The 18075-nt window shown below is 63.1% G+C and carries 17 protein-coding genes and 2 tRNA genes; 12 read left to right on the top strand and 7 right to left on the bottom strand.

Going from position 1 to position 18075, the window contains the following annotated elements; translation table 11 throughout:
• Positions 1-35: 35 nt before the first annotated feature.
• From ACR65J_RS17110 to rpmH, 7 genes are all read right to left on the bottom strand, one after another.
• Positions 36-1118 carry a ParA family protein gene (locus ACR65J_RS17110; protein ID WP_440171318.1) on the bottom strand — a complete coding sequence of 361 codons (1083 nt, stop codon included), beginning with the start codon at positions 1116-1118 and terminating at the stop codon, positions 36-38.
• Between the two features lie 89 nt (positions 1119-1207).
• Positions 1208-1858 carry a 16S rRNA (guanine(527)-N(7))-methyltransferase RsmG gene (rsmG, locus tag ACR65J_RS17105; protein WP_440171316.1) on the bottom strand — a complete coding sequence of 217 codons (651 nt, stop codon included), beginning with the start codon at positions 1856-1858 and terminating at the stop codon, positions 1208-1210.
• Between the two features lie 20 nt (positions 1859-1878).
• Positions 1879-2442 (bottom strand): Jag family protein, encoded by a 564-nt coding sequence (locus ACR65J_RS17100; protein WP_440171314.1) that lies wholly within the window; start codon positions 2440-2442, stop codon positions 1879-1881.
• Positions 2442-3413: a membrane protein insertase YidC gene (gene yidC / locus ACR65J_RS17095; RefSeq protein ID WP_440171312.1), complete on the bottom strand. Its 972-nt coding sequence runs from the start codon at positions 3411-3413 to the stop codon at positions 2442-2444. Before yidC ends, ACR65J_RS17100 begins: the two co-directional genes overlap by 1 nt.
• A 15-nt stretch (positions 3414-3428) precedes the next feature.
• Complete coding sequence (yidD, locus tag ACR65J_RS17090; RefSeq protein WP_440171310.1) at positions 3429-3821, bottom strand: membrane protein insertion efficiency factor YidD; 393 nt, start codon at positions 3819-3821, stop codon at positions 3429-3431.
• On the bottom strand, positions 3814-4224 hold the full coding sequence (gene rnpA / locus ACR65J_RS17085) for a ribonuclease P protein component (protein ID WP_440171308.1): 411 nt from the start codon (positions 4222-4224) through the stop codon (positions 3814-3816). Before rnpA ends, yidD begins: the two co-directional genes overlap by 8 nt.
• Before the next feature lie 40 nt (positions 4225-4264).
• Positions 4265-4402 carry a 50S ribosomal protein L34 gene (gene rpmH, locus ACR65J_RS17080; RefSeq protein WP_003800212.1) on the bottom strand — a complete coding sequence of 46 codons (138 nt, stop codon included), beginning with the start codon at positions 4400-4402 and terminating at the stop codon, positions 4265-4267.
• A 469-nt stretch (positions 4403-4871) separates the two neighbouring features.
• On the opposite strand from rpmH, the gene dnaA reads away from it, so the two are divergent.
• The 12 genes from dnaA to ACR65J_RS17020 all read left to right on the top strand — a co-directional run bounded on the left by dnaA (position 4872) and on the right by ACR65J_RS17020 (position 18075).
• The gene (dnaA, locus tag ACR65J_RS17075) at positions 4872-6293 is read left to right on the top strand and encodes a chromosomal replication initiator protein DnaA (RefSeq protein ID WP_440171306.1); all 1422 of its coding nucleotides are present in this window, start codon (positions 4872-4874) and stop codon (positions 6291-6293) included.
• Positions 6294-6831: 538 nt separating this feature from the next.
• Positions 6832-7956: a DNA polymerase III subunit beta gene (gene dnaN / locus ACR65J_RS17070; RefSeq protein ID WP_440171304.1), complete on the top strand. Its 1125-nt coding sequence runs from the start codon at positions 6832-6834 to the stop codon at positions 7954-7956.
• Between the two features lie 53 nt (positions 7957-8009).
• Entirely contained in the window at positions 8010-8894 is an 885-nt protein-coding gene (gene gnd / locus ACR65J_RS17065) for a phosphogluconate dehydrogenase (NAD(+)-dependent, decarboxylating) (protein WP_440171302.1), read from the top strand.
• Positions 8895-8939: 45 nt separating this feature from the next.
• Positions 8940-10145 carry a DNA replication/repair protein RecF gene (gene recF, locus ACR65J_RS17060; RefSeq protein ID WP_440171300.1) on the top strand — a complete coding sequence of 402 codons (1206 nt, stop codon included), beginning with the start codon at positions 8940-8942 and terminating at the stop codon, positions 10143-10145.
• Positions 10135-10689, top strand: a complete 555-nt coding sequence (locus ACR65J_RS17055; protein ID WP_440171298.1) for a DciA family protein — start codon at positions 10135-10137, stop codon at positions 10687-10689. The genes recF and ACR65J_RS17055 overlap by 11 nt, the downstream gene beginning before the upstream one ends.
• Before the next feature lie 379 nt (positions 10690-11068).
• The gene (gyrB, locus tag ACR65J_RS17050; protein ID WP_440171296.1) at positions 11069-13156 is read left to right on the top strand and encodes a DNA topoisomerase (ATP-hydrolyzing) subunit B; all 2088 of its coding nucleotides are present in this window, start codon (positions 11069-11071) and stop codon (positions 13154-13156) included.
• 55 nt (positions 13157-13211) lie between these two features.
• Positions 13212-15890 carry a DNA gyrase subunit A gene (gene gyrA, locus ACR65J_RS17045; protein WP_440171294.1) on the top strand — a complete coding sequence of 893 codons (2679 nt, stop codon included), beginning with the start codon at positions 13212-13214 and terminating at the stop codon, positions 15888-15890.
• Positions 15883-16530, top strand: a complete 648-nt coding sequence (locus ACR65J_RS17040; protein ID WP_440171292.1) for a DUF3566 domain-containing protein — start codon at positions 15883-15885, stop codon at positions 16528-16530. Before gyrA ends, ACR65J_RS17040 begins: the two co-directional genes overlap by 8 nt.
• Before the next feature lie 97 nt (positions 16531-16627).
• Positions 16628-16701 (top strand) — tRNA-Ile (locus ACR65J_RS17035).
• Positions 16702-16771: 70 nt separating this feature from the next.
• The gene (locus ACR65J_RS17030; protein ID WP_210411329.1) at positions 16772-16888 is read left to right on the top strand and encodes a DLW-39 family protein; all 117 of its coding nucleotides are present in this window, start codon (positions 16772-16774) and stop codon (positions 16886-16888) included.
• Positions 16889-16960: 72 nt separating this feature from the next.
• Positions 16961-17036, top strand: a tRNA-Ala gene (locus tag ACR65J_RS17025).
• Between the two features lie 82 nt (positions 17037-17118).
• Entirely contained in the window at positions 17119-18075 is a 957-nt protein-coding gene (locus ACR65J_RS17020) for a DMT family transporter (protein ID WP_440171289.1), read from the top strand.

Raw genomic sequence — 18075 nt, 5'->3', positions numbered from 1 at the left:
CCAGCCTGGCTCCGTGCGTTGCGGTATTGAAGATTCTAGCGTTCGGCTATTTCAGCAGCGGCTTCCAAGTATGAAAGAGCACCACTCGAGGAAGGGTCGTATGTCATAACCGTCTGCTGGTAGCTCGGGGCCTCCGAGATGCGCACCGAGCGCGGAACGACGGCCGAGAGCACCTGGTCGGGGAAGTGCTGGCGCACCTCAGCGGCTACCTGTGCAGCAAGGTTGGTGCGGCCGTCATACATAGTAAGCAGGATGGTGGATACAACAAGATCGGCGTTGAGGTGCTTTTGGATCATCTCAATGTTCTTGAGCAGCTGGCTAAGGCCTTCCAGGGCGTAGTACTCGCACTGGATGGGAATCAGTACCTCGTTGGCCGCACAGAAAGCATTGACTGTCAGCAGGCCCAGGCTGGGCGGGCAGTCGATGAAGACGTAGTCCAGGCGCTCTTCGCCGTTCTTCTCGCGCGTCTTCGCGTAGACATCGATGGCCCGGCGCAAACGCTGTTCACGGGCCACGAGCGATACCAGTTCAATTTCGGCGCCGGCGAGGTGGATCGTGGCCGGCGCGCAGATCAGTTTTCCTATGTCCGGGCACGGGGCGACTACGTCAGCCAGCGGGACGTCGTTGATCAAGACGTCGTAGATGCTGTCGACGTCTGCATGGTGTTCAATGCCCAGTGCAGTGGAAGCATTGCCCTGCGGGTCGATATCGATAACAAGGACATTCAGCCCGGCGGCCGCCAGGGCCGCGGCGATGTTGACGGTCGTGGTGGTTTTGCCCACCCCGCCCTTTTGGTTGGAAACGGTAAAGACCCGAGTCTTTTCGGGCCGCGGCAGGTTCCTCCCCATCAGACGCTCACGGCGTTTGGTTTCGTGGGCGAGCTCACGGGCGATGGGACTCGAGTCGTCGATGGCGTCCATGACGTTGGAACGACCGGCAGAGGTTGTTTCACGTGAAACGGCGTTTCCCAGAGATGGCGAGGCAACCGCCTTAGGATGATTACCGCCGCGACCAGGAGCCATGGCGGTACCCGCCAGTCCTGACCCAGCGACAGAACGTGCCGACCCCAAGGACACAAACGGCGGGATCCGTTGTGCGGAGGCTTCACTACTGGTCACTGGGGCACACTCACTCTCGTTCAGCCAATTTTGCTGCCGTTGTCTAGCCTAGCTGCTCCGGCCTGCTGACAGCCGTCAGCGGGCCCGCGTTAGGACTTCTTTTGGGACTTGTTCACCACGATGCGGACCACCGTGGTGGGCTCCTCCAGGAGGTTGTCGCCCACTGTCAGCACCGACGTCTCCACGCCACCCAGCTTGCGGATGGTCTTGGCAGCCTTCTCGATCTCTTCAGCCGCGCTGCGGCCCTTGATCGCCACCACTTCGCCGTGCCCACCCAGCAGCGGGATGGTGAGGCCGGCAAGGTTGGACAGCGCGGATACGGCGCGGGCCGTCACAACGTCCGCATGCACGTGGCCCACGGCCAGCTCGGCCCGGGTGCGCATCACCGTGACGTTGTCCAGGCCGAGGTCATCAACCACTTCCTGGAGCCAGATCACCCTTCGTTCCAGCGGTTCGATGAGGGTCAGTTCCAGGTCCGGACGTGCGATGGCAAGGCAAAGGCCCGGCAGTCCGGCGCCGCTTCCGACGTCGGCCACGTGGCTCCCGTGGGCGATCTCGCTTTCGATGACGGCACAATTGAGCACATGGCGGCTCCACAGCCTGGGAACCTCACGCGGGCCAATCAGGCCCCGTTCGGTCCCGGACGTGGCGAGGTGCTCCACATAGCGTTTGGCCAGCTCGAGGCGGTCGCCGAAGATCTTCTCAGCAGCGCGAAGCTCTGCTGCCGTGATGTCAACCATAACTATTGGGTCAGCATTCTCTAGTCTGCGGAAACAACAATGTGGCGGCCGGCGCCTTCGCCCTCGGACTCGCTGACCAGGCCGAGGTCGGCCACAGCGTCGTGCACGATCTTGCGTTCGTAGGCGCTCATCGGTTCAAGGGCGACCGACTTGCCGGTTTCCTTCACGGAAGCCGCGGCGTCCTCGGCGATTTTCTGCAGATGTCCGGTGCGTTCCTGCCGGTAACCATTGATGTCCAGGACAAGCCGGGAACGGTTCTCTGTTGCGGACAGGACGGCGAGGCGGGTGAGCTCCTGCAGGGCTTCGAGGACTTCGCCGTCCTCACCAACCAGGCCCTCCAGCCCTTCGGTCTCCTCCTCGGCGACGATGGAGATGTAAGTCCGTCCGTTGCGGACCTCGATGTCGATGTCACCGTCGATGTCGGCGATGTCCAGCAGTTCCTCCAGGTAGTCGGCAGCGACATCCCCCTCTTCCTCGAGGCGGCTGGCGGCGGAACCCTTGGCAGCGGAATCATCCTGGCTCACGGACTCGTCCTGATCTTCGATCGCTTCAGAAAAGGCGTGTTCGGTGCTCTCAGCTGACATTACTTCTTCTTCCTGTTCTTGCGCTGGGGCTGGACGCGCTGTCCCTTGGTCTCAAGTGCGGCAGCCTCGGCGGCGTCGGCTGCTTCGTCCCGCTTCCCGCTCAGGACGGAAAGGGCCGGCAGGCCCTTGGCGGCACGGCGCTCGGCGAGGGCCTTGGCTGCGGGCGATCCCGGCGTCGGCATGCGTCGGATGACGAAGAACTGCTGGCCCATGGTCCAAAGGTTGGTGGTGGTCCAGTAGATCAGGACGCCGATGGGGAAGTTGATGCCACCCACGCCGAAGACGAGGGGCAGGATGTAGAGCATCATCTTCTGCTGCCGCATGAACGGGCTGGCCATGGCTTCTTCGGACATGTTCTTGGCCATGATCTGCTTCTGGGTGATGAACTGCGAGGCCGTCATGGCGAGGATCATCACGATGGAAAGGATCCACACAGCAGCCTGGTTGCCGGTACCCCCGCCATGCAGCAGGGAGGCGGACAGCGGAGCCCCGAAGATGCTCGAGGCGTCGAACTCGACAACCTGCTCGTGGCTCATCGCACCGATGCCGGCGCCCTGGTCCTTGGCCTGCGAGATGCCGGAGAGCACCTGGAACAGGGCAAAGAAGAACGGCATCTGGATCAGCATGGGCAGGCATGCGGAGAACGGGTTGGTCCCGTGCTTCTTGTACATGGCCATCTGTTCCTGGGCCATGGCCTGGCGGGACAGCTGGTCAGTCTTGCCCTTGTACTTGTCCTGGAGCTTCTTCAGGTCAGGCTGCAGCAACTGCATGCCGCGCTGGGCCTTGATCTGCTTGACGAATACCGGGATCAGGGCGGCACGGATCACCAGCACCAGTCCGATGATGGACAGAGTCCAGGTCCAGCCGTTCGCGGCGGGCATCCCGATGGCGCTCAGGCCATCGTGGAATCCAATCATGATGATGGAAACCAGCCACTTGAACGGGGCCATGATTGTTCCAAAGAAGTCCATACTTATCCCTATTCGTCAGGCCGCACTGCGGCCTTCTTCATCAGTCCGAGCAACCAGGTACCGGTCCGGATTGTTCAGCACAACAATTGTGGGGGTCTGGCCCGCTGGCCATTCCCGGCCGCCGGCGGGGACGTGGTCCACTCCGCCGGCGTTCCATGGGTGGCAGTGGCCAAGGCGGCGCGCCGCAAGCCAGCTTCCTTTGACCGCGCCGTGGACGGTGACCGCTTCAAGGGCATAGGCCGAACATGAAGGGAAGAACCGGCAGACCGGACCGTACAAGGGAGAAACCACCTTGCGGTAGCCCATCAGCAGAAGAATGAGGATGTTCCGGGGCAGGTTCCAGAGGAACTTCCCGACGGCGGCAATCACGTTGCGGAGACGGGCGACGACGGCGCTGGCGTTAGGCACGCGGTGTCCCCTCCTGTGTTGTACCGGCTGAACCCTTGGCGGCAGCCCGTGGAGGGCGGCCGGCCAGCCGGTTCAGCGTAGATTCCAGTGCAGCGTTGTAGTCCGACAGCAGCTGGTCCCAGCTGGCAGAGGCGGACGCCGGAAGCGCCCGCACTACGATAGCGAGTCCCGTACCGTGCTCACGCAACGAGGCAGCACCTGCTTCTCTCAGTCTCCTCTTAACGAGGTTCCTGACCACAGCGTTCCCTACACTCTTGGAAACAATGAACCCGATCCGGCTGGGTTCGTCGGCAGCAATGGCTGCCGCATATAACACTACGTTCCGGCGTCCATTGCGGACACCGGAACGTACAGTTGTTGAAAAATCGGTTGGGGTCCTCAAGCGGTTGCGGGCGGCCAGCACCTTAAACTCGCAAGGGAATGTCTACCGACAAGCCAGTTATTTAGGCCGACAGTTCGGTGCGGCCCTTGCCACGACGGGCTGCCAGGATGGCACGGCCGGCACGGGTACGCATACGAAGGCGGAAGCCGTGCTTCTTGGCTCGACGGCGGTTATTCGGCTGAAAAGTCCGCTTGCTCACGTTAGTTACTCCAGTGGATCAAAGGTGCGCCCACCCGATCAGTAAAGGGGAAGAACTGGCCGACGCTAAGTTTTGTATATGCACGCTTCCCCCGACTGCCCAGGCGCACTGCGCCAGGATGTTCAGATGGGGCCCAAAAAGCGGACACAAAGGACTTCACAACGTTAGGGCAATCTGCAGGCCTTAGTCAAACCGGAGGGGCCCTTCGAGGCTGTCCCCAACTGTTCCTAACTATCCCCAACAGCCTGTGGATGAAGTGGCTCACAGAGGCCCTTCCGAAACCACACCGATGTAATTATCCACAGCCGGATAGCCAGCTATCTTCTAGGCTTTTCATCCCCTAGAGTGTCCCAGTAGCCGATTATCCACGGACTGTGCATAACCCTGTGGATGAAGCTGGGCCAGGACCTGGTTCCGGACTTGGGGCTGCAGGCAATGCAGGCATAGCAAGTTTTGAGGGAACCGATTGATGACAGTAGACGAAGCCAACCACGCCAATACTGTCGGAAGTTCCTGGCGTCGGGTTGTCAGCCTGCTGGAACAGGACCACCGCGTATCACCCCGCCAGCGCGGTTTTGTCATCCTTGCCCAGGCGCAGGGCCTCATCGGTTCCACCCTCCTGGTTGCCGTTCCCAACGAACTCACCCGCGAGGTGCTCCAGACCCAGGTCAAGGAAGCCCTTGACGATGCACTGCACAACGTCTTTTCTGACGACATCCGCTGCGCCATCGACGTGGACACTGACCTGGTCCCCATCCATGTGGAGCCCGAACCCGTCGTCGAACCTGCTTTCGCGCCGGACCAGGTCATCGAGCAGAAGCCGCAGCCAATGCTGCCCAGCACGTCGCACGAATTCGGCCGGCTGAACCCCAAGTACGTCTTTGACACCTTCGTGATTGGTTCCTCCAACCGGTTCGCCCATGCGGCTGCCGTTGCTGTTGCCGAGGCGCCCGCCAAGGCGTACAACCCGCTCTTCATCTATGGTGACTCCGGCCTGGGCAAGACCCATCTCCTGCATGCCATCGGCCACTACGCCAGGCGGCTGTACAGCGGGATCCGGGTCCGATACGTGAATTCGGAAGAATTCACCAACGACTTCATCAACTCGATCCGCGATGACGAGGGCACCAGCTTCAAGACGACCTACCGCAACGTGGACGTCCTGCTGATCGATGACATCCAGTTCCTGGCCGGCAAGGACCGGACGCTGGAGGAGTTCTTCCACACCTTCAATGCCCTGCACAACAACAACAAGCAGGTGGTCATCACCTCGGACCAGCCGCCCAAGCTGCTGGCCGGGTTCGAAGACCGCATGAAGTCCCGCTTCGAGTGGGGCCTGCTGACCGACATCCAGCCGCCGGAACTTGAAACCCGGATCGCCATCCTCCGCAAGAAGGCGCTGAGTGAGGGCCTGTCGGCGCCGGACGATGCGCTGGAGTACATCGCATCCAAGATCTCCAGCAACATCCGCGAGCTGGAGGGCGCTTTGATCAGGGTGACAGCCTTTGCCAGCCTGAACCGCCAGCCGGTGGACGTGGCCCTTGCAGAGATGGTCCTGAAGGACCTGATTACCGACGACGGCGCCCAGGAGATCACATCCGCCCAGATCCTTCAGCAGACGGCTGACTACTTCAAGCTCAGCATGGAAGAACTGTGCAGCAAATCCCGGACCCGGACGCTGGTGACTGCGCGGCAGATCGCCATGTACCTCTGCCGGGAGCTCACGGACATGTCGCTTCCCAAGATCGGCCAGGAACTTGGCGGCCGCGACCACACCACCGTCATCCACGCCGACCGGAAGATCCGCGAACTGATGGCGGAGCGTCGTGTGATCTACAACCAGGTCACAGAGCTGACCAACCGGATCAAGCAGCAGCAGCGCGACTCCTGAATCCACACCGCGCCCCGCACTCTATACCTTATTAACAGGGGCGTGTGGATAAGCCTGTGGATACTTAAGGGGACAAGCGCGGTTAATGGGCTTAAAACCCTTAAGCCGTCTGTGGATCGTTAAAAGCGGTCTTTCGCCTTGTCCCCATCCACACCCTGTTTAAAACCCCTTAACACACACTCGGTGAACAGGGCTTAAGCGCGGAACTGCGCGGCAGGACCGGGTTATCCACAGTTTCCACAGCAGTTATTAACACTACTAATCCCAAAAAATTGAAATCCCTCAAACAACAAGAACGTTCCGCGCATCCGGCACACGGGGCCTGCCGGCCCCTGAGGGGGCTGGACCGAACTTTGGGGGATGGGTTAATCCCCGATCTTCCGGCTAAGCTGTCAGCAGCGCTCCCATCCCTGGGTTTTCGTGTGGTTTCCGTCTTCGCGGACCATGCACCAGCCGGGGTGCGCCCAACTTCTTCCGGAGTTTCCTGCGAAACTCCCGGGTTTTACATGGCAGCAGCAATGAAAGGCGGCACCCTTCCGTGAAGTTCAGAGTCGATCGGGACGTCCTGGCAGAAGCCGTCACCTGGACAGCCCGGTCGTTGTCTCCGCGGCCGCCCGTACCTGTCCTGTCAGGGCTGCTTTTGAAGGCTGAAGGCGGAACCGTCAGCCTTTCGAGCTTTGACTACGAGACCTCTGCACGGCTTGAAATCACCGCAGACATCAGGGACGAGGGCACCATTCTGGTATCCGGCCGGCTGCTCGCCGACATCTGTCGGAGCCTGCCTTCTGCTCCGGTGGATGTGGAAACAGACGGAAACAAGGTCACGCTCACCTGCCGTCGAAGCAGCTTCCACCTCGCCACCATGCCGGAAGCCGAATACCCGCCACTGCCTTCCCTGCCGGATATCAGCGGAACTGTCCCGGGCGATGCCTTCGCCCAGGCTGTTTCGCAGGTCATCATCGCGGCAAGCAAGGACGACACCCTCCCCATCCTCACCGGTGTGCGGATGGAGATCGAGGACGACCTGATCACGCTTCTGGCCACCGACCGCTACCGGCTGGCCATGCGCGAAGTCCCGTGGAAGCCGGTTACTCCAGGCATCTCCACCAGCGCCTTGGTCAAGGCCAAAACCCTCAACGAGGTAGCCAAAACGCTCGGTAACAGCGGCGACATCAACCTCGCCCTGGCCGACGATGACAGCCGGCTTATTGGCTTCGAAAGTGGCGGACGCACCACAACGTCGCTGCTGGTGGATGGGGACTACCCCAAGATCCGGTCGCTGTTCCCCGAGTCCACCCCCATCCACGCGACGGTCCAGACCCAGGAACTGGTTGAAGCTGTCCGCCGTGTGTCCCTCGTGGCAGAGCGCAACACTCCGGTCCGGCTTGCCTTCACTGCCGGTCTGCTGAACCTGGATGCCGGCACCGGAGAGGACGCCCAGGCATCGGAAGAACTGGAGGCCCAGCTGTCCGGTGATGACATCACGGTGGCCTTCAACCCGCATTACCTGATCGAGGGACTCAGCGTCATCGAGACCAAGTTCGTCCGGTTCTCATTCACCACAGCTCCCAAGCCCGCCATGATCACGGCGCAGGCGGACGCCGACGGCGAAGACCAGGATGACTACCGCTACCTGGTGATGCCGGTTCGACTCCCCAACTAGTCCCCCTCCACCGCCAACCCCGTTCCTCCCACTAGCGCAGAAAAGAGTTCCACATGCACATTGGACTGATCGGCCTCGGCAAAATGGGATTCAACATGCGTGAGCGCCTGCGCAAGGGAGGCCTGGAAGTCACTGGCTACGACCGGAACCCGGACGTCACTGATGCCGCCAGCGTCGATGACCTGATCGCTGCCGTTCCGGCACCAAGGATCATCTGGGTGATGGTGCCCTCGGGCCCCATCACGGACGCCGTCATCACTGAGCTGAGCGAAAAGCTGGAGTCAGGCGACCTGGTCATCGACGGTGGCAATTCCCGGTTCACCGAGGACCAGAAGCACGGCGAACTCCTTGCGTCCAAGGGGATCCGCTTCGCTGACTGCGGCGTGTCCGGCGGAGTCTGGGGGCTGCAGAACGGTTATGGACTCATGGCCGGTGGCGACGCAGCAGACATCGAACGCGCTTTGCCCGTTTTCGATGCGCTGCGTCCGGACGGTGAAAGGGCCGACAGCTTTGTCCACGTCGGCGGCGTCGGAGCCGGCCACTACGCCAAGATGGTGCACAACGGGATCGAGTACGGCCTGATGCAGGCCTACGCCGAAGGCTACGAACTGCTCGCGGCCAAGGACATTGTCACCGACCTCCCCGGCACGTTCAGGGCATGGCAAAAAGGAACGGTAGTCCGCTCGTGGCTCCTGGACCTCATGGTCAAGGCCCTTGACGAAGACCCGGGGCTGGCCTCGATTGACGACTACGTGGAGGATTCCGGTGAAGGCCGCTGGACCGTTGAGGAAGCCATCGCCAACGCAGTCCCCGCCCCGGCCATCACCGCCGCGCTGTTCGCCCGGTTCGCATCCCGGGAAGACACCTCGCCTGCCATGAAGATGGTTTCCGCGCTGCGCCACCAATTCGGCGGCCACGCAACCCGTCCCGCCAAGTAGTACCCATCGGGAACCAACAGAGTTCCCAGAATTGCCGATAACCGCGTGTATCTGGAACACCTTTCACTGACCGACTTCCGCAGTTACGCCCAGGTTGACCTCACCCTGGGACCCGGCGTCACCGTCCTGGTGGGATACAACGGCATCGGCAAGACCAACTTGATGGAGGCCATCGGTTACCTTGCCACGCTCAGCTCGCACCGGGTCAGCTCCGACGCCCCCCTGCTGAAGTTCGGCACGGAACGTGCCCTGGTGCGGGCGCGGCTGGTCCGCGGCAGCCAAACCACGGTCCTTGAACTGGAAATCAACGCCAGCCGCGCCAACCGGGGCCGCATCAACCGCAGCAACCCGGTCCGGGCCCGCGACATTCTCGGCATCTGCCAGACAGTCTTGTTTGCCCCGGAGGACCTGGCCCTGGTCAAGGGCGACCCCTCAAACCGCCGCCGCTTCCTGGACGAGCTGCTGGCAAGCCTCATCCCGCACCACGCCGCCACCCGCAGCGACTATGACCGGGTCCTGAAACAGCGCAACGCCCTGCTCAAATCGGCGCGGGCCGGAAAGTTCACGGCGGCACATGAGTCCACCCTGGATGTGTGGGACCAGCACATGGCCCGGGCCGGAGCCCAATTGCTGCATGCGCGGCTGGAGCTCGTGGAACGCCTCCGCCCGCACCTTGCCCGGGCCTATGCCCAACTCACGGACGCGTCCAAGCCGGCGGACGCCACCTACCGGTCAACCCTCCAGAACCAAATGGACGACGACGGCGTCCCGGCGGGAAACGCGCAGCGCACCGCACCGGGAGGTTCTTCAGGCGGCCAGGATGACCTCCGCCTTCTGTCCGTGGAGCAGCTCACGGAACGCTACGTCCAGGCATTCGCGGAATCCCGGAAGAAGGAACTCGAACGGGGTATATCCCTGGTTGGCCCGCACCGGGACGAACTGGATCTCATGCTCGGGCAAGCGCCTGCCAAGGGCTATGCGTCGCATGGGGAAACCTGGTCCATGTGCCTGTCCCTTCGCCTGGCCTCGTACTACGTGATGCTGGACGATGCCCGGACCGGAGGTTCTGCCCCGATCCTCATCCTCGACGACGTCTTTGCCGAACTCGACGTCCAGCGGCGGCGTAAACTGGCGGCAATAGTCTCCGGCGCGGAACAGGTCCTGGTGACCGCCGCCGTCGACGCCGATATTCCGGAAGAACTGTCCGGACGGCGGGTGAAGGTCATCCCGGGAGGTATCGATGAGCAGTGACCAGGGCGGCGGGCTCCAGCCCGGCCGCGAACCTGACGACATCGATGCCCCGCAGGCCGCCCTGAACCGGATGCGTGAAGCCGCCGCTGCCCGTGGCGAAGTCCGCCGGAAAGTGGCGCGGCCTGGTTCCCAAAAAGCTAAAGGCAGTATCCGGGACACCCGGGGCTTCAGCCAGTTCCACGCAACGGGCCGGGACCCCCTGGGATTGGGGAAGGTTGTGGGACGGCTGGTTGCGGAGCGTGGCTGGACATCACCCGTGGCGGTCGGCTCGGTCATGGCGGAATGGGCCACGCTCGTGGGGCCGGAAATCTCTGCCCACTGCACGCCGGAGAGCTTTACCGGCACCACCCTCCACGTGCGGTGCGATTCCACAGCCTGGGCCACCCAGCTTCGGCTTTTGAGCAGCAGCCTGCTCGATAAATTCCGCCGGGAACTGGGCGACGGCGTGGTCACCACCATCCAGGTCCTTGGCCCCTCTGCACCAAGCTGGCGCAAGGGCGGACGCAGCGTTAACGGCCGTGGGCCGCGGGACACGTACGGATAGCCGGAACCGCAGGTCTTGAAACTGCGCCCAAGGGCGTGTAGGGCCTTCTAAGGACTGCGGCGTGTATAGGCACCCGGGGGGCGTACCGCTGGGCCGCCCTAGGCAGGACCGAGAGCCTCGCATGGCGGTATTCGCTGCCGGCGAAGGCCCCGGAATGCAGGGATATGCGCTGGTTCGCGGTAGAATTGTCGCAGATAACTGGGCGCGGATGAAACGTTGACTTCAGTCCGTTCTCCGCGCACTTCCCGTGTGCGGAGACTGGATCACCAACCGTCAGCAGGTCACCGGCGCCATAAGTTTGTGCCTGTTGGCGGGTGGCTTTCCCCTTGGGAAGAGCAACCGGCCGGCCATCATCGAGAACAGAGGAGTCGCAGCGCCTGTGGCTAACGACAATACAGATATTCTGGCAGCAGATACAGCAGTCGAGGATGGCCGCACCCCTGATACTCCACCCGCGTCACCCACTCCAAGGGAATACGGCGCCAGTGACATCACTGTGCTCGAAGGCCTGGAGGCTGTCCGTAAGCGGCCAGGCATGTACATCGGCTCCACCGGTCCCCGCGGACTCCACCACCTTGTCTACGAAGTGGTGGACAACTCCGTTGATGAGGCGCTGGCAGGCTACTGCAGCCATATCGAGATAGTCCTGCAGGCCGACGGCGGCGTCAAGGTGGTTGACGACGGCCGTGGCATTCCCGTGGACATGCACCCGACCGAACACAAGCCCACCGTCGAGGTGGTCATGACCATCCTGCACGCCGGCGGCAAGTTCGGCGGCGGCGGATACGCAGTCTCCGGCGGCCTGCACGGTGTGGGCATCTCGGTGGTCAACGCCTTGTCCAGCCGCGTGGACACCGAAGTGAGGCGCCAAGGGCATGTATGGCGGATGTCCTTCGCTGACGGCGGCAAGCCGCAGGGCAGCCTGGTCAAGGGCGAAGAGACAGACACCACCGGCACCACCCAGACCTTCTACCCGGATCCGGCGATCTTCGAAACCACGGAATTCGATTTCGAAACGCTGCGCGCCCGCTTCCAGCAGATGGCGTTCCTGAACAAGGGCCTGCGGATTACCCTCACGGATGAGCGTGCTGCAGCCAGCGACGATGCCGACGGCGACCTGGACCTTGATGACCTCAGCACCGAGGGTGAGGTCAGCGCCGAACACCGCACCGTGGTGTACCAGTACAACGAAGGCCTGCTGGACTACGTCAGGCACCTGAACTCGGGCAAGAAGGTTGAGGTGGTCCACGAGGACGTCATCGCCTTCGAAACTGAGGACACGGAGCGCAAGATCGCCCTGGAAATGGCCATGCAGTGGACCAGCGCCTATTCCGAAAGCGTCCACACCTACGCCAACACCATCAACACCCATGAGGGCGGCACGCACGAAGAAGGCTTCCGCGCCGCTATGACCTCCCTTATCAACCGGTATGCCCGCGAAAAAGGCATTATCAAGGAGAAGGACGACAACCTCACGGGCGACGACATCCGCGAGGGCCTCACCGCCGTCATCTCGGTCAAGCTGGCCGAACCCCAGTTCGAGGGCCAGACCAAGACCAAGCTGGGCAACTCCGAGGTGAAGGGCTTCGTCCAGCGCGTGGTCACTGACGGCTTGGGCGATTGGCTGGAGCGCAATCCCGGTCCCGCCCGCGACGTGATCCGCAAGGCGATCTCTGCCGCGCAGGCCCGGATGGCGGCACGGAAGGCCCGCGACAACGCCCGGCGCAAGAGCCCGCTGGAATCCTTTGGCATGCCTGGCAAGCTTTCGGACTGCTCCTCCAAGGACCCGGAAAAGTGCGAGGTCTACATCGTGGAAGGTGACTCGGCCGGCGGCTCCGCCAAGCGTGGCCGCAACCCCGAGACCCAGGCCATCCTGCCCCTTCGCGGCAAGATCCTGAACGTGGAGCGCGCACGCCTGGACAAGGCCCTGGGCAACGCGGAAGTGCAGTCCATGATCACTGCCTTCGGTACCGGCATTGGCGAGGACTTCGACTTGGCCAAGCTGCGGTACCACAAAATCGTGCTCATGGCAGATGCCGACGTGGACGGCCAGCACATCACCACGCTGCTGATGACCCTGCTGTTCCGTTACATGCGGCCCCTGATCGAGAACGGCTACGTGTACCTGGCCCAGCCGCCGCTGTACCGGATCAAGTGGTCCAACGCCCCGCACGACTACGTATACAGCGACCGCGAACGCGACGCCAAGCTCGTGTCGGGCCAGGCCGCCGGCCGCCGTATCCCCAAGGACAACGGCATCCAGCGCTACAAGGGCCTTGGCGAGATGGACTACACCGAGTTGTGGGACACCACCATGGACCCCGACCACCGCACCCTGCTGCAGGTGACCATGGACGACGCCCTGGCCGCCGACCAGATCTTCTCCGTCCTCATGGGCGAAGACGTCGAATCCCGCCGCAACTTCATCCAGCAGAACGCCAAGGACGTCCGGTTCCTGGACATCTAAGGACCCGCTCCAAAGTATTCGGAACCAGACATATACCTGAAACGGAAAATAACCAATGAGCGACGAAACCCCCGAGAACTCCGCGCCTGAGGCCGGATCTCCGGACACCGTTCTTGAAGGCGACGTGCTGATCGACCGGGTGGAACAGGTGGACCTGCAGACGGAAATGCAGCGTTCCTACCTGGACTACGCGATGGCCGTCATCGTAGGCCGTGCCCTGCCGGACGTCCGCGACGGCCTCAAGCCCGTGCACCGCCGCGTGCTCTACGCGATGTTCGACGGCGGCTACCGCCCCGACCGGTCTTTCAACAAGTGCGCCCGCGTGGTGGGCGAGGTCATGGGCCAGTACCACCCCCACGGCGACACCGCGATCTATGACGCCCTGGTGCGCCTCATCCAGGACTGGACCATGCGCTACCCGCTGGCACTGGGGCAGGGCAACTTCGGTTCGCCGGGCAACGACGGCGCCGCCGCCCCGCGGTACACCGAAACCAAGATGGCCCCCCTGGCCATGGAAATGGTCCGGGACATCGACGAGGAAACCGTCGATTTCCAGGACAACTACGACGGTAAGAACCAGGAACCCACCATCCTGCCGGCCAGGTTCCCCAACCTGCTGGTGAACGGTTCCTCCGGCATCGCCGTGGGCATGGCCACCAACATCCCGCCGCACAACCTCCGGGAAGTGGCCGACGGTGTGCAGTGGTACCTCTCCAACCCCGGCGCCACGCGTGAGGAACTCCTCGAGGAACTGCTGGTGCGGGTCAAAGGACCGGATTTCCCAACAGGCGCCACCATCCTTGGCCACAAGGGCATCGAAGACGCGTACCGCACTGGCCGCGGATCCGTCACCATGCGCGCCGTGGTTGCCGTGGAGGAACTGCAGGGCCGCACCTGCCTGGTGGTCACCGAACTTCCGTACCAGGCCAACCCTGACAACCTGGCCATCAAGATCGCCGAACTGGTCAAGGACGGCAAGATCCAGGGCATTGCCGACCTCCGCGATGAAACCTCAGGACGCACCGGCCAGCGCCTGGTGATCGTGCTGAAGCGCGACGCCGTGCCCAAGGTGGTGCTGAACAACCTGTACAAGCACACCGAGCTGCAGAGCAACTTCTCCGCCAACATGCTGGCCATCGTTGACGGCGTCCCGCGGACCCTGAGCCTCGATGCGTTCATCCGGCACTGGGTGACGCACCAGATGGACGTCATCGCCCGGCGCACCCGGTACCGCCTGCGCAAGGCCGAAGAAGAGGCCCACATCCTGCGGGCCCTTTTGAAGGCACTGGACATGCTGGACGAGGTCATCGCCCTCATCCGCGCCTCCAGCACCACCGAGGCCGCACGGGACGGGCTGATGGAGCTGCTGGACATTGATGAGCTGCAGGCCCGGGCCATCCTTGATATGCAGCTGCGCCGCCTGGCTGCCCTGGAACGCCAGCGGATCCAGGAAAAGCACGAAGAACTCGAAGCGATGATCACCGAATACAAGGAAATCCTGGCTTCGGAGCAGCGTCAGCGCGAGATCATCAGCACCGAGCTGGGCGAAATCGTGGACAAGCACGGCGATGACCGTCGCACCAGGATCCTCATGGGTTACGACGGCGACATGTCCATGGAGGACCTGATCCCCGAAGAGGAGATGGTCGTCACCATTACCCGCGGCGGCTACGTCAAGCGCACCCGTAGCGACAACTACCGGTCGCAGCAGCGCGGCGGCAAGGGCATCAAGGGTGCCCAGCTGCGTGGTGACGACGTGGTGGAGCACTTCTTCGTCACCACAACCCACCACTGGCTGCTGTTCTTCACCAACCTGGGACGGGTCTACCGAGCCAAGGCCTACGAGTTGATGGAAGCGGGCAGGGACGCCAAGGGCCAGCACGTGGCCAACCTGATGGCCTTTCAGCCCGACGAACACATCGCCCAGGTCCTGGATCTCAAGGACTACCAGCAGGCGCCCTACCTGGTGCTTGCCACGAAGAGGGGCCTGGTGAAGAAGACCAGGCTGGAGGACTACGATACGAACCGCTCGGCAGGCGTGATCGCCATCAACCTGCGCGACGGCGACGAATTGGTCTCCGCCCAGCTTGTCTCGGAAACCGACGACCTCTTCCTGGTCTCCCGCAAGGGCCAGTCGATCCGCTTCACCGCAACCGACGACGCATTGCGCCCCATGGGACGTGCCACGTCCGGCGTTACCGGCATGAAGTTCCGGGAGGACGATGAACTGCTGGCGGCAGACGTAGTCACCGACGGCTCCTTCGTGTTCATCGTGACCGAAGGCGGCTATGCCAAGCGGACGGCCGTGGAGGAATACCGGCTGCAGGGCCGGGGCGGACTGGGCATCAAGGTAGGCAAATACCAGGAAGAACGCGGCCACCTGGTGGGTGCCCTGATCGTCCATGAAGAAGATGAAGTCCTGGTGGTCATGGAAGGCGGCAAGGTTGTCCGCTCCTCCGTCGCCGGTGTGCCTGCCAAGGGCCGCGACACCATGGGGGTCATCTTCGCCAAGCCGGACAAGAATGACCGGATTATCGAGGTGGCGCGCAACAGCGAACGCGGTCTTGAGGACGAAGAATCCGCCGCCGATGACGTAACGTTGGCTGAAGATGGCGGGACCGCTGGGGAATCCGCCGCGCCAGCAATGGCAGAAGAATCACCGGCCGTTGAGTCAGAGGACGCCTCGGGCGACGCTGAGCCGAACGAAGACAACACGGAGGTAACGAGTGAGTAATTCCGACTCATTTCCCAAGCCGAACAGCACTGTTCCCGACGGGAACCGGCCTTCAGCGGCGCCCCGCGTGAACGCCCCCGTTCGTCCGCAGCAGCGCCCCTCGGCGCCTGCCGGCGCGCCAGGCCAGCGGCCTGCCGTCCCGGGACAGCGCCCCCAGCAGGGCGACCGCCCCGTGCAGCCCGGCCAGCGCCCCTTCCAGGGCCAGCCCGGGCAGCGTTCCGCACAGGGTTCCAGCCAGGGAACACCTGGCCTGGTGAAGCCGGCGCCGAAGGCAAAAGTCCGCCGGGCGCGGCTGCTGATCAGCAAGGTGGACCCCTGGTCAGTCCTGAAGATGGCATTCCTGCTGTCTGTGGCACTGGGAATCGTCACCGTCGTGGCCGCCATCGTCCTGTGGACGGTCCTGGACCTCACCGGGATCTTCGACCAGGTGGACAGCCTGCTCGGGACGCTTGCAGGCTCCGAAGGCGGCGGCTTCGAACTGAAGAAGGTGGCCTCGCTGGGCCAGGTGGCATCATTCGCTACCATCATTGCCGTGGTCAACGTCGTCCTGCTGACGGCGCTGTCCATGCTTTCCGCTGTGCTGTACAACATCTCCGCCACCCTGGTGGGCGGCGTTGGCGTGACCCTCACCGACGATTAGGAAGCCATTTCCACCGGCTCCGCACCGGTGGAAAGGCCCGATTTGAGATCGGGCCGGGGTGTGCTGTAAAGTCATGTCTCGGCCCGATGAGGGATCGGGGCGTATAGCTCAGGCGGTTAGAGCGCTTCGCTGATAACGAAGAGGTCCCAGGTTCAAGTCCTGGTACGCCCACGGAACCTGTGCAGGTTTCAAACGGAGGTTTGGTCCGGATCATTCGGTACCGGACCGGAACGGGGAGCATGTGAAGAAGTTGCTGGTACTGGCAGCCGCAATCGCAGGCTTCCTGGTCTACCGAAAGGCACAGGAATCCGAAGCCCGGAAGACAGTCTGGAGCAAGTCAACCGATACGGTCGACTAGCCCGGACACCCGCTCCGGGAGCCTGTCAGGGGCTCCGCGGTTCTAGGGTATGATGGACGGGTTGCTTCTTATGGGGGCATGGCGCAATTGGTAGCGCACCTGCTTTGCAAGCAGGGGGTTCGGGGTTCGAGTCCCCGTGCCTCCACCATAGGAAAGTCCCGGTCAGCGGAAACGCCGGCCGGGACTTTTTGCTTTCCATCTGAGTAAGGAACCAGCACCAGGGGGCTGCAATGAACTTCTTCTTCGCGGCCCTGGGAGTCCTGGGCGTTGCATCGTCGGGACCCCTGATCGCGGCGACGCTTGGCGCCACCGGCGTCAGCGCCCTTGCCATTGCCTTCTGGCGCAATGCCATCGGGGCCGCGGTCATGGCGACCCCTACCCTGGTCCGGGAGCCCGGCCAGTTCCGCAGGATCAGCGGCCGCGAGTTCCGCTGGTCCATGCTGGCCGCCATTGCGCTTGCCTTCCACTTCGCCTGCTTCATCACGTCCCTTCAGCTGACGTCCGTTGCAGCTGCCACCGCCCTCGTGTGCCTGCAGTCCGCCTGGATTGCCGTCTTCCAGCTGTTCCGCGGCATCCGCCACCGTTGGCAGGTCCTGGCCGGGCTGGGGATCGCCTTCGGCGGTGTCGTGGCGATCACCGGCTTCGATATGGGATCTTCCCCGCAGGCACTCACGGGCGACCTGCTGGCGATGGCCGGCGGCGCCCTTGCCGGCCTCTATACGCTCGCCGGCGGCAAGGCACGGCAGAGTATGACCACCGGAACGTACACCACGCTGTGCTACGGCATGTGCGCGGCCCTCGTGGCCGTGCTGGCCGTGTTCGCTGGGCAGCCCCTGGCGGGTTTCGAACCCGCGGGATGGCTGGGCATCGCAGCCATCACCGTTTGTGCGCAGCTGGTGGGCCACACCGCCTTCAACCACCTGTTGGCCACCATGAGCCCCCTGATCGTCTCCATGATCATCCTCCTGGAAATCCCGGGGGCAGCGCTGTTGGCGGCCCTGTTCCTGCACGAGACCCTGCCCGCGGGCACCTATGCGGGGCTCGGGCTGATCCTGGCGGGACTCGCCGTCGTGGTCCTCGGCCAGAGAAACAGCAGGGGCCAAAGGAACGGCAGACGCGGCAGCGGTGGCACGGCGCCGCAGGAGGAACCGCCGTCGGAACGCCTCGCCGGGCTGGGAACTGACTGA

It is taken from the genome of Arthrobacter sp. SAFR-044 (assembly GCF_059414985.1).
Note: the sequence above shows the minus strand (reverse complement) of the source record. Positions and strands in the feature narration are given on the sequence as shown.